General features: G+C 68.0%; 18 protein-coding genes. 7 read left to right on the forward strand and 11 right to left on the reverse strand.

All coding sequences use genetic code 11. From position 1 onward, the window contains the following. Positions 1 to 22: 22 nt before the first annotated feature. Positions 23 to 598, forward strand: a complete 576-nt coding sequence (locus ASE66_RS01155) for a DUF1214 domain-containing protein (RefSeq protein WP_057187743.1) — start codon at positions 23 to 25, stop codon at positions 596 to 598. Continuing rightward, positions 595 to 1245: a hypothetical protein gene (locus ASE66_RS01160; RefSeq protein WP_057187744.1), complete on the forward strand. Its 651-nt coding sequence runs from the start codon at positions 595 to 597 to the stop codon at positions 1243 to 1245. Before ASE66_RS01155 ends, ASE66_RS01160 begins: the two co-directional genes overlap by 4 nt. Positions 1246 to 1313: 68 nt before the next feature. Here ASE66_RS01160 and corA read toward each other — a convergent pair whose 3' ends face one another. The 3 genes from corA to ASE66_RS01175 form a co-directional block, all read right to left on the reverse strand. Further along, entirely contained in the window at positions 1314 to 2369 is a 1056-nt protein-coding gene (corA, locus tag ASE66_RS01165) for a magnesium/cobalt transporter CorA (protein WP_057187745.1), read from the reverse strand. A gap of 130 nt (positions 2370 to 2499) precedes the next feature. Continuing rightward, entirely contained in the window at positions 2500 to 3291 is a 792-nt protein-coding gene (locus ASE66_RS01170; RefSeq protein WP_057187746.1) for a hypothetical protein, read from the reverse strand. Between the two features lie 74 nt (positions 3292 to 3365). Continuing rightward, positions 3366 to 3566 carry a hypothetical protein gene (locus tag ASE66_RS01175; protein WP_057187747.1) on the reverse strand — a complete coding sequence of 67 codons (201 nt, stop codon included), beginning with the start codon at positions 3564 to 3566 and terminating at the stop codon, positions 3366 to 3368. Between the two features lie 179 nt (positions 3567 to 3745). Here ASE66_RS01175 and ASE66_RS01180 point away from each other — a divergent pair, with 179 nt between their 5' ends. Next, positions 3746 to 4873, forward strand: coding sequence for a DUF2336 domain-containing protein (locus tag ASE66_RS01180; protein ID WP_057187748.1), 1128 nt, complete (start codon positions 3746 to 3748; stop codon positions 4871 to 4873). Between the two features lie 3 nt (positions 4874 to 4876). Here ASE66_RS01180 and ASE66_RS01185 read toward each other — a convergent pair whose 3' ends face one another. Genes ASE66_RS01185 through ASE66_RS01195 form a run of 3 tightly spaced genes read right to left on the reverse strand, consistent with a single transcriptional unit; the run spans position 4877 to position 7595 of the window. Next, positions 4877 to 5212 (reverse strand): DUF1491 family protein, encoded by a 336-nt coding sequence (locus ASE66_RS01185; RefSeq protein WP_057187749.1) that lies wholly within the window; start codon positions 5210 to 5212, stop codon positions 4877 to 4879. A gap of 25 nt (positions 5213 to 5237) precedes the next feature. After that, positions 5238 to 5780 carry a hypothetical protein gene (locus ASE66_RS32635; RefSeq protein WP_200964530.1) on the reverse strand — a complete coding sequence of 181 codons (543 nt, stop codon included), beginning with the start codon at positions 5778 to 5780 and terminating at the stop codon, positions 5238 to 5240. Between the two features lie 18 nt (positions 5781 to 5798). Further along, on the reverse strand, positions 5799 to 7595 hold the full coding sequence (locus ASE66_RS01195; RefSeq protein WP_210178636.1) for a PAS domain-containing sensor histidine kinase: 1797 nt from the start codon (positions 7593 to 7595) through the stop codon (positions 5799 to 5801). Positions 7596 to 7954: 359 nt separating this feature from the next. Here ASE66_RS01195 and ASE66_RS01200 point away from each other — a divergent pair, with 359 nt between their 5' ends. Next, positions 7955 to 8236 (forward strand): hypothetical protein, encoded by a 282-nt coding sequence (locus ASE66_RS01200; RefSeq protein WP_057187752.1) that lies wholly within the window; start codon positions 7955 to 7957, stop codon positions 8234 to 8236. Positions 8237 to 8327: 91 nt separating this feature from the next. Further along, positions 8328 to 8753: a SufE family protein gene (locus tag ASE66_RS01205; protein ID WP_057187753.1), complete on the forward strand. Its 426-nt coding sequence runs from the start codon at positions 8328 to 8330 to the stop codon at positions 8751 to 8753. Here ASE66_RS01205 and ASE66_RS01210 read toward each other — a convergent pair. The 3 genes from ASE66_RS01210 to ASE66_RS01220 form a co-directional block, all read right to left on the reverse strand. Then, positions 8750 to 9556 carry a DUF6456 domain-containing protein gene (locus ASE66_RS01210; RefSeq protein ID WP_057187754.1) on the reverse strand — a complete coding sequence of 269 codons (807 nt, stop codon included), beginning with the start codon at positions 9554 to 9556 and terminating at the stop codon, positions 8750 to 8752. The two genes, ASE66_RS01205 and ASE66_RS01210, sit on opposite strands and share 4 nt — an antisense overlap. Then, complete coding sequence (locus tag ASE66_RS01215) at positions 9553 to 9921, reverse strand: helix-turn-helix domain-containing protein (RefSeq protein WP_244494765.1); 369 nt, start codon at positions 9919 to 9921, stop codon at positions 9553 to 9555. Before ASE66_RS01215 ends, ASE66_RS01210 begins: the two co-directional genes overlap by 4 nt. Before the next feature lie 291 nt (positions 9922 to 10212). Further along, positions 10213 to 10629 carry a MucR family transcriptional regulator gene (locus tag ASE66_RS01220; RefSeq protein ID WP_057187756.1) on the reverse strand — a complete coding sequence of 139 codons (417 nt, stop codon included), beginning with the start codon at positions 10627 to 10629 and terminating at the stop codon, positions 10213 to 10215. A 394-nt stretch (positions 10630 to 11023) separates the two neighbouring features. On the opposite strand from ASE66_RS01220, the gene ASE66_RS01225 reads away from it, so the two are divergent. Next, positions 11024 to 13174 (forward strand): S9 family peptidase, encoded by a 2151-nt coding sequence (locus tag ASE66_RS01225; RefSeq protein WP_057187757.1) that lies wholly within the window; start codon positions 11024 to 11026, stop codon positions 13172 to 13174. 85 nt (positions 13175 to 13259) lie between these two features. Here ASE66_RS01225 and ASE66_RS01230 read toward each other — a convergent pair whose 3' ends face one another. Next, on the reverse strand, positions 13260 to 14714 hold the full coding sequence (locus ASE66_RS01230; protein ID WP_057187758.1) for a hypothetical protein: 1455 nt from the start codon (positions 14712 to 14714) through the stop codon (positions 13260 to 13262). A 283-nt stretch (positions 14715 to 14997) separates the two neighbouring features. Between ASE66_RS01230 and ASE66_RS01235 the strand changes: the two genes are divergently transcribed. Then, positions 14998 to 15597, forward strand: coding sequence for a superoxide dismutase (locus ASE66_RS01235; protein WP_057187759.1), 600 nt, complete (start codon positions 14998 to 15000; stop codon positions 15595 to 15597). Positions 15598 to 15663: 66 nt separating this feature from the next. On the opposite strand, the gene ASE66_RS01240 is transcribed toward ASE66_RS01235, so the two are convergent. Next, positions 15664 to 17361 (reverse strand): methyl-accepting chemotaxis protein, encoded by a 1698-nt coding sequence (locus ASE66_RS01240; protein WP_162262432.1) that lies wholly within the window; start codon positions 17359 to 17361, stop codon positions 15664 to 15666. Positions 17362 to 17435 lie beyond the last annotated feature (74 nt).

A 17435-nucleotide genomic window follows, 5' to 3' on the forward strand; every position in this document is an offset into this window, starting at 1 on the left:
TGATACGGACCGAGATCGTTCCATGCGCGTCCTCCCGCTGGCCTATGTGATCGCGCTCGGCGCCGGGCTCGGCCTCGTCTCCGCGCGCTATGCGGTGGCGGAGCGGCCCTGGTTCGGCCGAGCCCAGGTCGGCGCCTGGACGAGCTGGCCGAACAGCGGTGCGCGCGACATCGACCCCTATATGCGGGCCTATCTGGCGCGCGGCGTGCACCTGCCGCTCGGCGCCGGCGAAGGCCTGGAGCTGATCGCCAAGGAGGACGACGCCGGACAGGGCCTCGACGCGCGCTGCCGCTATCTCGTCAGCGGGGCGACACCGCCGGCGCGCGGCTGGTCGCTCGGCGTCACCGACCCCAGCGGACGCTCCCTGCAGCTGCCGATCGAGCGCGAGAGCTTCACCGATGCCGAGATCGTCCGCGGCGAGCGCGGCGGCATGCGCATCGCGCTGGCGACCACGCCCGAGACCGGCAATTGGCTGCCCTTGCCAGCGGGGGGGCGCTTCCAGCTGCGCCTGCGTCTCTACGATACGCCGATCTCGAGCCATGCCGGCGAGCTCAGGCCAGATGCCCTGCCCCGCATCACCAGGACCGACTGCCGGTGAGCGCGATCGACGATAGCCTGATGGTGCCGGCCGCGGAGCAACCCGCCGCCCGCGCGCGGGCATTGCCGCGCCGCCTCCTGTCGCGGCTGGGGAGCGGCCTGCTGCGGCTCGTGCTGCTGACCCTGGCAGGCCTGCTGCTAGCCGGAATCGTCCACATCGTCACCGTGCTCCGCATCCCCGTCCTCGCCACGCACGATGCGGCCACGGTCTACGCGGCGCTGGGCGCGAACGGCCATGCCGACCTTGCGACGCCACCGCCAGCGGGACTGCCCGCCATCCTCGACGGCGCCCCCAACAGCGTCGCGGCGGTCTGCAGCTACGACCTCGCGGCCGGGCCGCTGCGCGTGGTGGCCCGCACCGGCTCCCTGCCGCTCGGCCTCACCGTCCACCGTCGCGGCGGCGGCGTCGCCTATGCGATCACCGACCGCGCCGCGATCCGCGGCGTCCTCGAATTCGTGGTGATGACGCAGGAACAGCTCGACGAGCGCCTTGCCAATGACGAGGAAGGCGAGACGTCGCGGGAGCTGCGGGTCATCTCGCCCTCGCTGCAGGGGCTGGTCGTCGCCAGGGTGGTGGTCAGCCGCGCCTTCGACCGCAGCGAGGCGGAGGCGCTTGCGACCGGCGTCGCCTGCGGGATGGCGGATTAGGCGCTCCGGCGCTTTGTTCTATCGCATCTTCTTCGCGCGAACCGGCGTCCACTTCGCTCGGAAATGCTCTACAGCCAGCCGTTGCGCTTGAAGCGCCAGAAGAGCGTGAGGCAGGTGGTGACGATCACCACCAGGACGACATAGTAGCCGTAATGAGTCTCCAACTCGGGCATGTTCTTGAAGTTCATGCCATAGATGCCGGCGACCGCCGTCGGCACCGCGAGAATGGCCGCCCAGGAGGCGAGCCGCTTGGTTATGGAGTTCTCCAGGCTCTGGCCGACGAGCAGGCTCGCCTCGAAGGCGAAGGCGAGCACCTCGCGCAGGCTGTCGATCTTCTCCTGCACGGTGCGGATATGGTCGGTCACGTCGCGGAACATCGCGGCGAGCGTCGGGCGCACCTGCGGCACGCTGCCATTGGTCAGGCGCTGGCAGACCTCGACGAGCGGGCCGACCGCATTGCGCAGGCGTAAAAGGTCGCGCCTGAGCATGTAGAGCCGCTCGATATCGGCGCGCGCCATCGGCTTGGCGAGGACCTTGTCCTCGATCTGCTCGACCTCGTCATGGATCGATTCGAGCACCGGCATGTAGTTGTCGACGATGAAATCGAGGATGGCATAGAGGATGAAGTCCTCGCCCTTGGCCAGCGAGGTCGGGCAGGTCTCCCAATGCTGCCGGACCGATGTGTACGACGTCGAGGCGCCGTGCCGGACGCTGACGATATAGCCGTGCCCGATGAAGATGTGGGTCTCGCCGAAGGCGATGCGCTTGTCGATCATCTGCGCGGTGCGGGCGACGACAAACAGGGCGTCGCCATATTGTTCGAGCTTGGGCCGCTGATGGGCGTTGGTCGCGTCCTCGACCGCCAGGGGATGCAGGTTGAACTGCTGCTGCACGCATTTGAGCAGCGCCGCCTCGGGCTCGAGCAGCCCGATCCAGACGACATGGCCGTCCTTGCGGGACCACTCGCCGGCTTCCTCGATCGGGATGTCGGCGATGCGCACGCCATGGGCGTAGACGCTCGAGGCGACGACGCCGGCCTCATGGCGATGGCCCTGATCGACCGCGGGGTCGGCGGGCGCTTCCGCCGCCGAGGACGCCGTGAACCTGACGTGTGCGACTGACATGGGGTCACTCCACTGATCGCCAGCTCATCGGCAGGCTAGACCCAATCTGGCGGGGATGGGAACCATTTTTCGCAGTGCAGCTTCGCCGTGGCTTCGGCTTGCCGGGAAGCGCGTTCTCGCGGGAGCGTCCCTACCCCTTGTAGACCACGGGCCCGCGCCCTGCCGGAGCGCCTGTTCCGCCGAAGACGCCGATCAGCGGCAGGTTGCAGGCCGTGCCGAGCTCGCTCTCCAGCCCCATGATGGCGCGCTCGGCCCGGACCGCCTCGCGCGACGGCATCTCGACGACCAGATTGTCCAGCGAGAAGCGATAGCTCTTCAGCCTGAAGCGGGCGCGCTCGCAGACCCAGAGCATCAGCCCCTCGTTCTCGGCGACGCGCTGGGAGGCCGGATCGCGCTGTTCGGGCAGCACAAGCTGCGAGGCATCGAGGGCCCGCAGGCGCGCGCGGTCGGCATTGATGACTCGCAGGGCGTTGGCGCGGAACTGGGCCAGCAGCAGCCGGTCGCCATTGGCGTCCTCGCTCAGCCGGTTGTAGCGCGATGCCTGCGAGGCGAAGGAGCCCGAAATCAGGGCGCGATGATAGGCGGCGACGTCGTTCGACTGGGCCTCGACCGGCAGGATGCGGGCATGGGCGAGCTTGGAGACTTCCCGGTCGAAATCGCTGCGCTCATGCGCGGGCAGGACGAGCCGCCAGGCGCGGGCCCGCAATTGCTCTTCGTCGTCGGTCAGGTGGAACCAGGACGAGGCCTCGCCGCGAAAGCGGGCGCTCCAGTCGCCGATGGCCGGCGCGATCTGGTCGGCGAAGATGTTGGGGCGGGGCCGGCCGAGATCGCCGGTGGTCGAGCAGCCAGCGAGGAGAAGACAGGACAGGGCCGCGGTTGCGACCGAGTGGGATGCGAAAGAGTGGGAACCGGTTTTTCGCATGAATCCCACTCGAACTCTCAAGGCCGGATCGTGGTTGCTCTGGATCGATCCAGATCATCGCGATCTGACGGCTCTCACCCCGGGCGCCTGCGCCGCGTCTCGCGTTCGCCGCGACCGGCGGGCCGCGGCCGACGTGGCGGCTTGCTCGCGGCCGGCTCGTGCTGGCGCTCGTAGCGCACGCCGGTGAAGAACAGGATTTGGCCGAACGGCCCCTCTGCCAGAGGAGCCTGGCTGGCGAAGCGCCTGCGCGGCGCGAAAGGAATGACGTCTGCCATGATGCGCCTCCCTTGCTGGCGCCTGCACCCAATTCGCAAAAAACGCGGAAGCCCGGACAGCCTTTGCACAAACTGCGCCGCTCATCCTCAAGACCATCAAGGGCCATCATGGTTAACGCCGTGCTAACGCATCGGGGATAAATTTCTGAAAAATGCACTCCGCCTGATGAGAATCGCCCATGCCGTCCCGCATCGCCGCAGACCTTGCCGAACTCGCCAGGCTGGCCAGCGATGGCGGGCTCGACCTGCGCCAGGTCGCCCTGCGGGTGAAGACCGATCTGCTTCTGGCGACGCCGAGCCCCTCGCATGAGGACATGGAGGCCTTCCGCGCCATGGCGGAGGCCCTGGTCCCGGTGATCGACGAGACGACGGCGACGATTCTCGCGCGCAAGCTCGCGAACTGGCCGCATGCCCCGCGCGAGGTGCTCGCAGACTTGCGCGCCCGCGGGGGCGAAGTCCTGGCCGCCCTGATCAGCCATGGCATGCCGCTCGGCGCGACGGAGATCGAGGAGATCGCGGCCGAAGGAGAGGATGAAGCGCGACTTGCCCTCGCCGGCCGGCATGACCTCACCGGCAGCGCCAGCATCGCGCTCGCCGGCTGCAACGACATTAAGATCGACGCGGCGCTGGCTGCGAATGCGGCGGCGCCGCTGCCGCACGCCGCGCTCGACCTGCTGCTGCCGCGCGCGGTCCAGAGGCCCGCCCTCGGCGCGAGCCTGCTGGCGCGGTCCGACCTGCCGGTGTCGGAGCTGACGCCGCTCTTCCTGCAGGCCAGCCTGGAAAAGCGTCTCGCCATGATCGATGCGGCCAAGGCGCATGAGGCGCTGGCGCCTTCGCCGCGACCAACGACGCTCGACGGCGACCAGATCTCCGGCCTGGTCGCGACGGCCCTTTCCGACCGGCAAGGCGCCTTCGCGGCACTGGCGGGTGCCTTCGGCGGCGATGCCCGCCTCGCCACGGCGATGGCGAACGATCCGTCGCGCCAGCTCGCGGCGCTGGCGCTGATCGGCTGCGGGGCGAGCCCGGAGGATGCGACGCGCTTCCTGATCGGGCTCGGCGACGACGCGGCCCGCTCGGTCGAGCGCATCTTCGCTTTAGTCGAACTGATGCGCTCGCTGCAGCCGGCGGTGGCGCGGCGACTGGCGCAGCAGATCGGCGGGATCGCGCCGCGCAGCAGCCGTCCGGGCACGCTGCAGCCCGCCATGGACCCGAGCGGCACGCCGGCTCGCCCCGGCGCCGAGCGGGCGCCAATGCGCGGCATCGTCCAGGAGGTCAGGCGCAGACTCGGCGGCGGCAGCAGCGACTGAGAGCTAGCTCTCGACGACGTCCAGGCTGGGATCGCCGGCGCGGTTCTCGATCTCGACCAGCCAGAGATCGCTGTCGAAGCGGACCTCGCGTTCGACCCGGTCCTCGATCGCGAGCGGATCGGCGTCGAGTACGAGCTGGAAGCGCCGCTCGCCGGTCTCGTCGGCCAGCGCCTGCGGCGCCGGGCCGTAGAGCGCGGCGGTGCCGTCGAGGCGATCGAGCTTGACGAAGATGGCGCCGGCCTCGCGTGCGCCACGCCGGCGCAGCACCGCGACGAGCCCGTCATGCGCGGTCCGGCGCAGATAGGCCGAAACCCAGAAATCGCTGGTCAGGCGCGGCAAGGTCAGCGCTTGCGTGGCGCGGGCTTCAACGCCGCACTCCGCGGATATCCGCCGGGGGGCGAATGTCGGAACCGTTGATCAGGTCAGCGATCGGATCGCGCGCCGCCGGCGGGGCAGCCGGAGCCGGGCGGGCCGGAGCCGCCTGCGCCTGGCGCGGCTGTGCAGGCGCGACCGGAGCCGGCGGGCGCGGCGCGGTGTCACGGGCAGCCGGCGCCAGCGTGCCGGGGCGCGACGGCGGCATGACCGCCTGCTGGGCGGCCGAATTCGCTGGCTCGGCGACCACCGGGGTCTCGGCCCGGCGCGGCTCGGCCGTCCGCGCTGCCGATTGCGACGGCGGCGACAGCATCGGCGCCGGATGGCGGCCCTTCTGGAACAGCACGGCGTTCAGCACGATCAGCACCGACACGGCCGCGAAGAGCAGCACGAGGAGGCCGCGGCCCGGCCGGCGGGTGAGCCAGCGCAGCATCCGAGCCGGCATGGACGGTGCGGCGCGTCGGCCGGCAGGGCGGCGCACGGGCATAGACAGCGTCGCATCGGAACGGGCACGGGCGGCGAGCGTAGCTGACATGGGTCTTGAACTCTCGGGTCAGGCGGTCAGGCGAACGGGTTGCTTGGTCTCGAGGCCGCGGCGCGGGGCGCGGGCAAAGGTCGCGATGCGGGCCGGCTCGCTCGAGGCGGCGACGCCGCCGATCGGCAGACGGACGCCGACGCGGGTGCCGACACCGGGCGCGCTCTCGATGGTGAGCGTGCCGCCATGCAGGCCGACCAGCCCGCGCACCACCGATAGGCCGAGCCCGGTTCCGTCATGGGCGCGATCATAGGACGACTTGGCCTGGAAGAAGGGATCGCCCAGCCGCGGCAGATCGGCGGCGGCGATGCCGATGCCGGTATCGGAGACCGACAGGTCGATCATCCCGCCATCACGCACCAGAGCGAGCATGACGCGCCCGCCCGGCGGCGTGAACTTGATCGCGTTCGAGAGCAGGTTAAGCATGACCTGCTTCAGCGCGCGCCGGTCGCCGAGCAGCTGCGGCAGATCCGGACCGACGATGCGTTCGAGTGCGACCGTGCCGCTGCTGGCCTTGAGCGCGACGACGTTGCAGCAATCCTCGGCAAGCTCGGCCAGGTCGAGCGGGTCCTGCTCGATCGTCATCGCCCCGCTCTCGATCTTCGAGACGTCGAGCAGCGTGTTGACCACATCGAGCAGATGATGGCCGGAATCATGGATGATCCTGGCGTATTCCTGGCGCTGCGCCGGGCTGAAGGAGGTCCCGAGCTCGCCGCTCAGCATCTCGGAGAAGCCGATGATCGCGTTGAGCGGCGTGCGCAGCTCATGGCTGACCGTCGCCAGGAACTGGCCCTTGACGTCGCTCGCCTTGACCGCCTCGACGCGGCCGCGCTCGCGCTCCTCGTCGATCGCGTGCCGGTCGGTGACGTCGCGGCTGACGCAGACGACGGCTGCGCCGGCGCGCGGGCCGGTCTGCTCGATGCGCCGGGCGCTGAGATCGAGCCAGCGTACCACCGGGCTCGCGCTGGCGTGGCCATCGGCGCCCGCCGGAACGAAGAGGACGCGGAAGCAGGCGCTGGCCCGGCCGCCGCCATGCGCGGCATCGCTCAACGCCTTGAGAAAGAGCGGCCTGTCGGCGATGTGGACGCGCTCGAACAGCCCCCGGCCGAAAAGCTGGGCCGGCTCGGCCCCGGTCAGGCCGCGAGCGGCCTCGTTGGCGAAGACGACGGAACCGGCCGCGTCATGCCAGGTGACGAGATCGCCGACATGCTCGAGCATCAACTGGGCCCGCGCATCGGAGGCGCGGTGCTCGCGCAATTCGTCGTCGCGGCGATAGAGGAAGCCGATCGTGATCAGCGCGGCATGCAGGATCGCGACCGCCGCGAATGCCGGCATCGCCTGCCAGGTCCATGACGCCGGCTCCAGGATCGCGCCCGTTCCCTGCAGGGCGACGACAGCGCCAAGACCGATCACCGCGAGCGCGCTGGCGCGCGCCACATAAGGCCGCGAGCCGAAAAACATCGCCTCGGCCGGGACCGCGGCAAGCCAGATGAGCAGCGGCGAAGACGCCCCACCGGTCAGGCAGGCGAGCGTGGTGATCAGCAAGGTCAGGGCAGCGCCGGAAATGCAGTGCGCGAGATCGAGCCGGCCGGTGCGGGAGAGCAGGAACACCGCGAGCAGCGGCAATGTCAGCGCGACGAGCACGAGCAGTTCGAGCGCACCGATGCGGCCGCGCCAGGCAATATAGGCCGGCATCAGGCTGAGCGCCGCGATCGAAGCGGCGAGCCTGCTCAGCATGAAGCGCTCATGACGCATGCGCTCGAGCGAGTCGGCCAGCGCCGATGGATGGACCATCGCCGCGACCTGCGCCCTCACCGCCGTCATCAAACTGGAAAACCGCAAACGCGCACCTCTGCCGGCCTCGGCGCTTTCGCCTCGCCTTGTTGTCACGATCCTCGCGGCTGCCGTTTAAGCGGGGCTTAAAGCGACGAGATCCGAAAATGGGCACCTCCTCGGTGCATGGCAAAATAACTCTTGTTTTTCAATAAATTGCACCGACCGCGGCGCTCTGCGCCAAGCCAAGTGGTTGTTGGCAGCAAGGTGAATGGAAGCTGAAGACGATGCGCCGTCTTTGATTCAAATCGAGGCTTTCCGCGACACGCGATCTTTCGACCCACGCGCTATCGTCACGTCATTCACGGGCTGGGGAGCCTGGAACCGGACGGGGACGACAGATGGCCTATCTTCTGCGCAGCCTGGCGATCGTCGGCGTGATCGCGCTGAACTCGCCCGTGCATGGCACGAAGAGCGAGCCCGATCCGCTCGCGGTCGATGCCAAGGCGGCGATCGCGATCCTCGCCAAGATCGACCCCAAGGCGGCGCTGCAAGGCGCGACCAGCCTGCGCGAGGCCGCCGAGGTCCTGGCCGGACTGGAGCCCGAGACCCGCGCCCGGGTCCTTGCCCTGGCGGCAAGTGCTGCAACCCGTGCCACCGAAAGCCAGCCGCGACAGCGCTGAGACTTGACCTCTCCGCGCGGGAGGCCGAAGACGCTCGCCATCGCCGCCGCCCGTCAGCGGCGGGATGAGCCGGAGGCCGACTGCGGAGTCCATGAGCGAGAGCCTCGACGAGATCGTCGCCAATTTCGAGCTGCTCGACGACTGGGACGATCGCTACCGCTATCTGATCGAACTCGGCCGCACGCTCGCGCCCCTGCCCGAGGCGGCGCATAACGACGCCAACAAGGTGCGCGGCTGCGCCAGCCAGGTCTGGCTCGAGACCCGCGCCGAGGGCGGCCCCGGCGAAACCACGCGCCTGTTCTTCCACGGCGACAGCGACGCTCATATCGTGCGCGGGCTGGTCGCGCTCGCCATCGCCATCCATTCCGGCCATACGGCGCAGGAGATCCTGACGACCGACGCCTTCGCGATCTACGAGCGGCTCGGCTTGGCGGCCCATCTGACGCCGCAACGCTCGAACGGCGTGCGCGCCATGATGGAGCGGATCAAGAACGACGCCCGCGCCGCGCTCGCCTAATCCGGACGTTCCGACTGTGGAATCGACGGGCGCGCATCGGGCGCGCGCCAGGCGGATCGGCCTGCTGGCAGACACTGCTTCCCACCCAGCCCGTAGTGCTCGACAAGCGCCGCCAGTGCGAGCCGGAGCACGACCTTGGCCGAACGCGCCGGCCATCTGCGCTCGCGCTCGATCAGGTCGAGTCCTTTGAGGAAGCCGCAGACATCGATCGCCAGGCCCGATAGTTCGGGGCCGAGACGTTTGCAGGCGAGGCGCACGCGCTGGCGCGCCGCCAGGCTGGCATCGGAGGCTTCGGCCGGCCCGCGCATCGCAGCGTGGGTGCCGGCAGCGAGGGCGGCATCCCAGTTAACCGTCGTCCGCGGCAGCATCTGCGCCAGCGTCAGATCGGCGCGGAAGCGCTCGCCGGCGGCGAACTCGACGGCAGAGATCTGTGGCGCCCCGTCCTTGCCCGGGCGACGATGGAGCCAGAGCAGTGGGCTTTCGCGCTCATCAAGCACGACCTGCTGGGCCTCGCCAGCGACCATGACCGTCGTCGTCGCGCGCGGCCTTTCGGCCTCGGTCTCGGCAAGACCCAGCCGCCGCTTGCCCCTTTCCATGAACCATGCGGCGAAACCGGCAGCGACCATCGCATCCGCTTCGCCGGCGGGGACATAGCCTGCCCCGAGCGTGGCACCTCCGGCACCGCGACGGTAGAGCGCGATCCGGCCACAGCCGAGCGGCGAGTCGACCGCATAGGCGCCGGGTTCGCTCAGATGTCGCAGCAGGCGGGACGACGATTGGGGGCGCTCGTCACCGACGCTCATCGTGCAGCCTCCGGCCCGAAGCCGAGTTGCAAGCCGAACGCCAGATGCGCCAGACCGGTCTCCAGTGCCGAGACGGCGAGGTCGAAGGCCGGCTGCTCGCGCCGATCCTCGACCAGGGCGCAGGCGTGACGCACGGTCGTGCGGTCACGCTCGAAGCAAGCGCCGACCTCCGTCAGCGTCAAGCCGAAGCCGACATGCGTCAGATACATCGCAAGCTGGCGGGCGAAGGCGATCCTGCGGGGTCCGCGGCCGGTACGCAGGGCTCCGGCCGGCAATTGCAGTGCGCCGCAGACGGCCGCCTCGGCGAGCCGCGCCGGAGCGCTCCACGGCATCGAATCTGACCGCTTGGCGATCAGTATGTTCATGATATGTTCCATTGCGAGCATCGCCTCCGCGAACTCAACCGCGATGCTTAAAGGTATATATTCCTATGTCATCTCGCTGCAAGCGCAGAAGCGGCCGTCCCGACAGGCTCCTGACAGTTTCCGGTTCCGGCCGGCGGGCCTGGAGCGGCGACGAACTCACCAGCGCGACGACTTGCTGGACGGCGCACCCTCCAGTCCCGCGCCGTGAAAAGAAGCGATCCCAAAGAAAAAGCCGCCGGGCGAACCGGCGGCTTCACTGCATGGGCTATGATGCAGCTTGGTCGGGATAGATCAGCGGCGCTTGCGGCGCTGCTGGCCGAGACCCATCTTCTTGGCGAGCTGCGAGCGCGCCTCGGCATAGTTCGGCGCGACCATCGGGTAATCGGGCGGCAGGCCCCACTTCTCGCGATACTGCTCCGGCGACATGTTGTACTGGGTGCGCAGATGGCGCTTCAGCGACTTGAACTTCTTTCCATCCTCCAGGCAGATCAGATAATCGGCCGTGATCGACTTCTTCACCGCGATAGCAGGCTTGGGCGCCTCGACCGGAACAACCGGTGCAACGCCGCCAACGACGCGACTGAGAGCGGCGTGAACGTCGCTGATCAGCGCCGGCAGTTCGGAGGCAGGAACAGAATTGTTCGACACGTAGGCGGAAACGATATCTGCCGTGAGCTCGATGAAATCGGAACCGTCTTGGTCAGCCATGATGGCGTTGCTCCATTGTTATCTTTGACCGGTCGTAGCGGTGACTGCGCCCAGATCTGTTTCCAGGCGCGAGCGCCTTCTCTGACCTCCGCCGACGAACGGTCGAATTCCCGCCGGAATAGAATCATGCAAAACGGACCAGCCGGCACTCGTCTAAGCCATGCAGATCAATATCGCAAGTGGCCTAACAAGGATTCGAATACATTCGCTGAGACATATTATTGCTTATTTTAAGAGCGCAAACCGTAACCATCGCGCTTTGCGCTGCAGCATTTGCGCCAAAAGGTTGTCCTTGTCAGTGTCTGCATCGACCTCTACCTGTCGGCAAAAGACAAAATGATCCTGATCCGGATCCCCTCCTCGGAGGTGGTCTAACCGACACTGGAGACCAAGCATGACTAGCCCGCGCAAGGTCGCCTCGCCGCCGACTGCCGCCATCCGTGCGCAGAACCTTACCGTCCACGGCGTTGCATTGAGCGACGACTATGCCTGGCTCAGGGCCGAGAACTGGCGCGATGTGCTGCGCGACCCGGACACCCTACCGGCCGAAATCCGAACGCATCTCGAGGCGGAGAACGCCTGGTGCGACACGCTGATGGCGCCAACGCAGGCGCTGCAGCGCGCGCTGATCAAGGAAATGCGCGGCCGCATCAAGGAAGATGACAGCGAGCCGCCCCAACCTGACGGCCCCTTCCTCTATTACAGCCGTTATCGGCGCGGCGGCGAGCATCCGCTGATCTGCCGCAAGCCGCGCGCGGATGAGCGTGACAAGGCTGGCCGCGAGCAGGTCATGCTCGACGCCGACGCGCTCGCCGAGGGCAAGGAGTTCTTCGATCTCGGCGATGCCGAACACAGCCCCGATCATCGCCTGCTCGCCTGGAGCGCCGACGAGGCGGGCTCCGAGCTCTTTCTGATCCGGATTCGCGACCTAGCAACCGGCAAGGACCTGCCGGACGCGATCGCCGACACCTCCGGCGAGATGATCTGGGCCGCCGATTCCAGCGCTTTCGTCTATGTCGCGCTCGATGACGACCATCGCCCGACGCGCGTGCTGCGCCACCGGCTCGGCACGCCGCAGAGCGAGGACGAATTGCTCTACGAAGAGGCCGATCCCGGCCTGTTCGCCGATATCGACCAGACCCAGTCGCGCCGTTTCCTGCTGATCTCCAGCAGCGATCACGAGACCTCGGAGGTCAGCCTGGTCGACCTGGCCGAAACGGCCGGCACGCCCAGGCTGATCGCGCCGCGACTGGTGGGACGGCAGTATAGTGTCGAGCATCATGGCGACGAGTTGCTGATCCTGACCAATGCCGACGGCGCCGAAGACTTCAAGATCGTGCGCGCGCCGCTGGCCGATCCTTCGCCGTCGAACTGGATCGATCTCGTGCCGCACAAGCGCGGCCGGCTGGTCCTGAGCCATATCTGCCTCGCCGACCGGCTGATCCGCCTGGAGCGCGAGGACGGGCTGCCGCGCATCGTCATCCGCGACCTCAAGAGCGGGACGGAAAGCAGCGTTGCCTTCGACGAGGAAGCCTATGGGCTCGGCGTCGATGCCGGCTACGAATTCGACACCGACACCCTGCGCTTCATCTACGCCTCGATGGCGCGCCCGGCCGAGACCTATGACTACGACCTCGCGACCGGCGAACGCAGGCTGGTGAAGCGCCAGGAGGTGCCGTCCGGCCACGATGCCGAGGCTTATGTCGTGCGCCGCATCTTCGCGACGGCCAAGGACGGCGCGCGGGTGCCGGTCTCGCTGCTGCACCGGCGCGACCTCGTGCTCGACGGCTCGGCTCCCTGCCTGCTTTATGGCTACGGCTCCTATGGCGCGGCGATGTCCGCCTCCTTCCGGACGCGGCCGCTCAGCCTGGTCGACCGCGGCTTCGTCTACGCCATCGCCCATATCCGCGGCGGCACCGACAAGGGCTGGGGCTGGTATCTCGACGGCAAGCGCCAGAACAAGCCCAACAGCTTCACCGACTTCATCGCTGCCGGCGAAATGCTCGCGGATGAGGGCTTCACCAGCCGTGGCCGCATCGTCGCCGAAGGCGGCAGCGCCGGCGGCATGCTGATGGGCGCCGTCGCCAATCTCGCGCCGGAGCTGTTCGCCGGCATCATCGCCGAGGTGCCCTTCGTCGATGTGCTCAACACCATCCTCGACGAGAGCCTGCCGCTGACCCCGATGGAGTGGCCGGAATGGGGCGATCCGATCCGGGACGTCGCCGCCTTCAAGACGATCCTGGGCTACTCGCCCTATGACAACGTCAAGGCGCAGGCCTATCCGCCGATCCTGGCCACGGGCGGGCTGGCCGATCCGCGCGTCACCTATTGGGAGCCGGCTAAATGGGTGGCGCGCCTGCGCGCAACCATGACCGGCGGCGGCCCGATCATGCTGCACACCAACATGGACGCCGGCCATGCCGGCGCCGCCGGGCGCTTCGATTCGCTGAAGGAAACCGCCCTCGCCTACGCCTTTGCCATCACGGCAGCCGGCGACGGCTGGGATGCGGCGAGGGCAGGATCGGATCAGACTGAAGCAAGCTGACCGGTCCGTCTCACTTTTTGATCGAGACCGCTTTTCTGATCAGCTTGCAATGCAGGCTGATCAGAAAGGGCTATAGCGAACCGGGTCAGTTCGCGCTGGATTCCAGCTTGTCCTTCTCGCTGGCGAGGTAGGTCTTGAGCTCGTCCATTGAGGCGAAGACATAGTCGCCGTCCGGCGTACGGGCATGGATCGAGCCGTCAGCGAACATGGTGAACTGCGTCTCGCCGACCTGGTAGGCGCCGATCACGCCTTCTTCCGACGCCGCCGGCTCTTCGCCAGGCTTGGTTTCGGCTGCCAGCGTTCCGGCATTCTCCGCAAGTGGTGTTTCCGCTGGCGGTGTTTCCGCCATGGTGGAAGCCGCGTCCTGAGCTTCCTCGTCCTGACGCGCGGACTCGGGCTCCGCTGCGGTGGGCTCGTCCTGCTGCGTGGGAGCCGGCTCGGCCTTCGCGTCCTCCGACGAGGCCTTGTCGGCGGCTTCGGCCTCGCCCTCGCTCAAGGCGCCGGGATCGCGTGGCTGCGTCACCGGCGGCCAGGGCCGCGGCGCTATCCAGCTCTCCGCTGTGTCGAGGGTATCGCGGTCGCGTCGCGGCGGCTCGACCTCGGGCGCATTGACGACACCGGAAAGCTGGTCGCGCAGCGCATTGAACTCGTCGTCGACCGAGGCAGATTGCTCGCGCGCCGGGCGGTCGATGCGCGGCCACCAAAGCTGATCGTCGTGCACCAAGACAGGCGCGGATTCCTGCTTCACCGTGGCCGACTCGTCGTCCGCTGGCTTGGCTTCAGGCTCATCGACGGCGGCGGCAGCGGGTCCGTCCTCGCCGCCCTTTTCGTCAGCTGGTTGCGGAACCTCTTCGGCGTCGACAGAAACCGGCAATTCCGGCTCGTCTTTCGACGTGTCGGCCTTCTCACCGGCTTCTCCGCTCTCGCCCCGCTCATCCGGATGGACGTCAGAGGGCGCCGCATCGAGCACCGGGGAGACCGGGGGTAGCAGCCAGTCGTCGATTTCGCCGGCCGTGGCCGAGGGCGCTTGCGAGGGCTCGGCGGCGGCGGTCTCGGGGCGATCGGAGTGGACGCTGCCGTCCTCCTCCGTCTTATCGGCTTCATCCGCCTCGTCGGCCGCCTTCACGAGCGGCTCTTCCTCGGTCTTCGCCAGGCCGAGGAGCGCCCCAGTGGCGGCGGTAGCGCCTGCACCGGCCGCCAGCGCGGTCGCGATGCCGATGGAACTCGCCTCTGGTGTAGGCGCCCTCTCGACCACCGGCTCCGCCCGCGCAGGCGCCTCGCTCGGCAGCGGTCGTTCGGCGGGACGCGGTTCGGACAGCGCCACCACTGCCATGGCGCCGCTGACCAGGCTCTTGAGCCGGCGGATTTCGGCGAGCACGGCCGCGAGCGCGAGCAGGATCAAGCCGCCCACCACCGACAGTCCTCCAAGGATGACTTCTGTGAAGCCACGTTCCAGGACACGATATGGCCAGCCATCGACGATGGCATAAGCGCCGCCCGCCAGCAGAGCGAACCCGAGAACCACGAAAAGCCTGACCAACGCTTGCTCCTTTGAGGCCGGACGAGCTGCGACAGCTTGCCACCTCGGCGGTTAACCTATCGATACCGTCCGGTATTGCCAACCAAACGGCCTGTGCGAGCCCTCCCGCCGAGACCCAAGGCGGCCGTGCCGGATTTCTGCGGCCCCGGCGGTTGCCGCTGCCGGCCGAGGGGCTTAACTAACAGGCGAATGGCGGGGTGATCCGCCGGGCAATCATTGCCCAAGCGTTGCGTCATCGCAGCCATTCTCACGTCGCGATTTCGACAGCCCAAGGAGAGGCCCCATGTCCTTTACCCTGCCCGATCTTCCTTATGCGCATGACGCCCTCCAGCCCTATATGTCGAAGGAGACGCTGGAGTTCCACCACGACAAGCACCACCTCGCCTACGTCAACAACGGCAACAACGCGATCAAGGGCACGGAATTCGAGGGCAAATCGCTCGAGGAGATCGTCAAGGGCTCCTACGGCAAGAACCCGGCCGTGTTCAACAATGCCGGCCAGCACTACAACCACCTCCACTTCTGGAAGTGGATGAAGCCGAATGGCGGCGGCAAGCTGCCGGGCGCGCTGGAGAAGGCGATCACCGATTCCTTCGGTTCGGTCGACAAGTTCAAGGAAGACTTCGTCGCCGCCGGCGTCGGCCAGTTCGGCTCCGGCTGGGCCTGGCTCGAGGTCAAGGGCGGCAAGCTCGCCGTCAGCAAGACCCCGAACGGCGAGAGCCCGCTGGTCCATGGCGGCACGCCGATCCTCGGCGTCGACGTCTGGGAGCACTCCTACTACATCGATTACCGCAATCGCCGCCCGGACTATCTCAAGGCCTTCCTCGAGAGCATGGTCAACTGGGACTACGTCGCCGAGCTCTACGACGGCGCCAAGGCCTGATCGCTGCGCTCGAATCGATGAGTATGGACAGGGCCCGAAAGGGCCCTGTTTCGTTTATGGGAGATGTCAGGCGGCGACGCGCTTGAGGAACTGATCGACGGTCGAATCGAGTCGCATCGCCTGAGCCGAGACCTCGCCGGCGGCATGACGGACCTGCTCGGCCGAGCGACCGGTCTCCTCGACACTGTCGGCCAGCACGCTGAGGTCGCTCGAGACCGAGAGCGCCGAGGTGCTCGCCATGGCAACGCCGCTGGCGATCTCGCCGGTCGCGATCGCCTGCTGCTCGATCGAGGTCGCGACCGAATTGGCGAAGCTCTCGATCGCGCCCATGCGGCTGGCGATGTTCTGGATCGCGGCGACGACCTCGGTCGTCGCGCCCTGGATGGCGCCGACCTGGCTGACGATCCGGTCGGTCGCGTCGGCCGTCTGGGACGCCAGGCTCTTCACCTCGGCTGCGACGACGGCAAAGCCACGCCCGGCCTCGCCGGCGCGTGCCGCCTCGATGGTCGCGTTCAGCGCCAGCAGATTGGTCTGTGCGGCGATGTCGCGGATCAGGTTCACCACCTCGCCGATCGCCCGCGCTGTCTCGTCCAGTGCCTGGACGGAGCCCGCCGTGTCACGGGAGGCGGAGGCCGCCTCGACGATCTCGCTGCGAACGCGGCGGATCTGGAACTCGACCTCGCGGATCGCCGCTCCCATCTCCTCGGCCGCCTGGGCGGCGCTCTCGACATTGGCCGAGGCGCCATGGGAGTTCTGCGCGGCGCGGGCCGCCCGCTCCGAGGATTCCGCCGCGACCCGGGCAAGCCCGTCCGACGCTTCGCCCATCCGGTCGGCATTGCTCTTGAAGGCCTCGAGCGCGACACCGACCTCACCGCGGAAGAGGGCAATCGCCTCCTCGACACGCTTTTGATGGCTATGGCGCTCCGCCTCGGTCACGAGCTGCCGCTGCTGCAGCGTCGCGCGCTCGGCGAGGCGCAGCTTCAGGACGCCGAGCGCCCTGGCGATCGCCCCGATCTCGTCCTGCCTGCCGGCCGCGTCGATCGGCGTGTCGAGCTTGCCGTCGGAGATGCCGACGATCGCCCGGGTCATGCTCTTCAGCGGCCGCATCGTCCGCGACAGCGAGATCCAGAGCAGCGGCCCGAGGACGACGAGCAGGGCGATGCCGATCCCGATCGTCAGGAACTGCTCCCAGGCCGAGCGCGCGATCAGCCGGGTCTTGTCGAAGCGCAGGGCGACATAGCCGATCTGCTTCTTGAAGCCGCCGACCTTCACCGACAGCAGCTGCGTCACATAGGTCTTATCCTCGAGCCGCAGCGTGTCCTGCTCGCCAAGCACATCCCAAGCCTCCCGCCCGAGCAGCCGGGCGAGCTTGTTCGGGGTCAGGGACAGCCGCGCCTCATCAGTGCGGCCGGCCGTGGCCAGAGCGACGAGATCGTCGGCGACGAAACCGGCGTCGAAATCGGGATCGCGCTTCAGCGATTCCAGGATGTAGCTCAGGGTGACGGTGTCGCGCGCCAGGATCAGCGGCGGCGAGGCATGGGCGATCATCGCGGTCAGCGACATCATCTTCTGTTCGAGATCGCCGCGCGTCTTGGCCTCGTTGTAGCGGGCAGCCGCGATGACGACGAAGACGATCGCGATGGCGACGATGGCGACCGCTGCGCCCGCGATCTGGCTGCTGAGCGAGCGCATCACCCGCTCGACCTGGCCGATCTGCGGCGTGGCCGTCTGCGATCGCTGCGCCCGCGACTGAAACCAGGCCATCACGCTCATATCCCGCGGACTCCAGACACCGACATCCCAGACGTCGGGACTGCCACCCCACAGAGTGAACGAAC

This window comes from Allobosea sp. Root483D1, from assembly GCF_001429505.1.
Taxonomy (GTDB): domain Bacteria; phylum Pseudomonadota; class Alphaproteobacteria; order Rhizobiales; family Beijerinckiaceae; genus Allobosea.

Coding starts and splice junctions, on each gene's coding strand:
- ASE66_RS01155 (WP_057187743.1), top strand. CDS start 23: ATGCGCGTCCTCCCGCTGGCCTATGTGATCGCGCTCGGCGCCGGGCTC.
- corA (WP_057187745.1), bottom strand. CDS start 2,369: ATGTCAGTCGCACACGTCAGGTTCACGGCGTCCTCGGCGGCGGAAGCG.
- ASE66_RS01170 (WP_057187746.1), bottom strand. CDS start 3,291: ATGCGAAAAACCGGTTCCCACTCTTTCGCATCCCACTCGGTCGCAACC.
- ASE66_RS01175 (WP_057187747.1), bottom strand. CDS start 3,566: ATGGCAGACGTCATTCCTTTCGCGCCGCGCAGGCGCTTCGCCAGCCAG.
- ASE66_RS01180 (WP_057187748.1), top strand. CDS start 3,746: ATGCCGTCCCGCATCGCCGCAGACCTTGCCGAACTCGCCAGGCTGGCC.
- ASE66_RS32635 (WP_200964530.1), bottom strand. CDS start 5,780: ATGTCAGCTACGCTCGCCGCCCGTGCCCGTTCCGATGCGACGCTGTCT.
- ASE66_RS01200 (WP_057187752.1), top strand. CDS start 7,955: ATGGCCTATCTTCTGCGCAGCCTGGCGATCGTCGGCGTGATCGCGCTG.
- ASE66_RS01205 (WP_057187753.1), top strand. CDS start 8,328: ATGAGCGAGAGCCTCGACGAGATCGTCGCCAATTTCGAGCTGCTCGAC.
- ASE66_RS01210 (WP_057187754.1), bottom strand. CDS start 9,556: ATGAGCGTCGGTGACGAGCGCCCCCAATCGTCGTCCCGCCTGCTGCGA.
- ASE66_RS01215 (WP_244494765.1), bottom strand. CDS start 9,921: ATGAACATACTGATCGCCAAGCGGTCAGATTCGATGCCGTGGAGCGCT.
- ASE66_RS01220 (WP_057187756.1), bottom strand. CDS start 10,629: ATGGCTGACCAAGACGGTTCCGATTTCATCGAGCTCACGGCAGATATC.
- ASE66_RS01225 (WP_057187757.1), top strand. CDS start 11,024: ATGACTAGCCCGCGCAAGGTCGCCTCGCCGCCGACTGCCGCCATCCGT.
- ASE66_RS01235 (WP_057187759.1), top strand. CDS start 14,998: ATGTCCTTTACCCTGCCCGATCTTCCTTATGCGCATGACGCCCTCCAG.
- ASE66_RS01240 (WP_162262432.1), bottom strand. CDS start 17,361: ATGGCCTGGTTTCAGTCGCGGGCGCAGCGATCGCAGACGGCCACGCCG.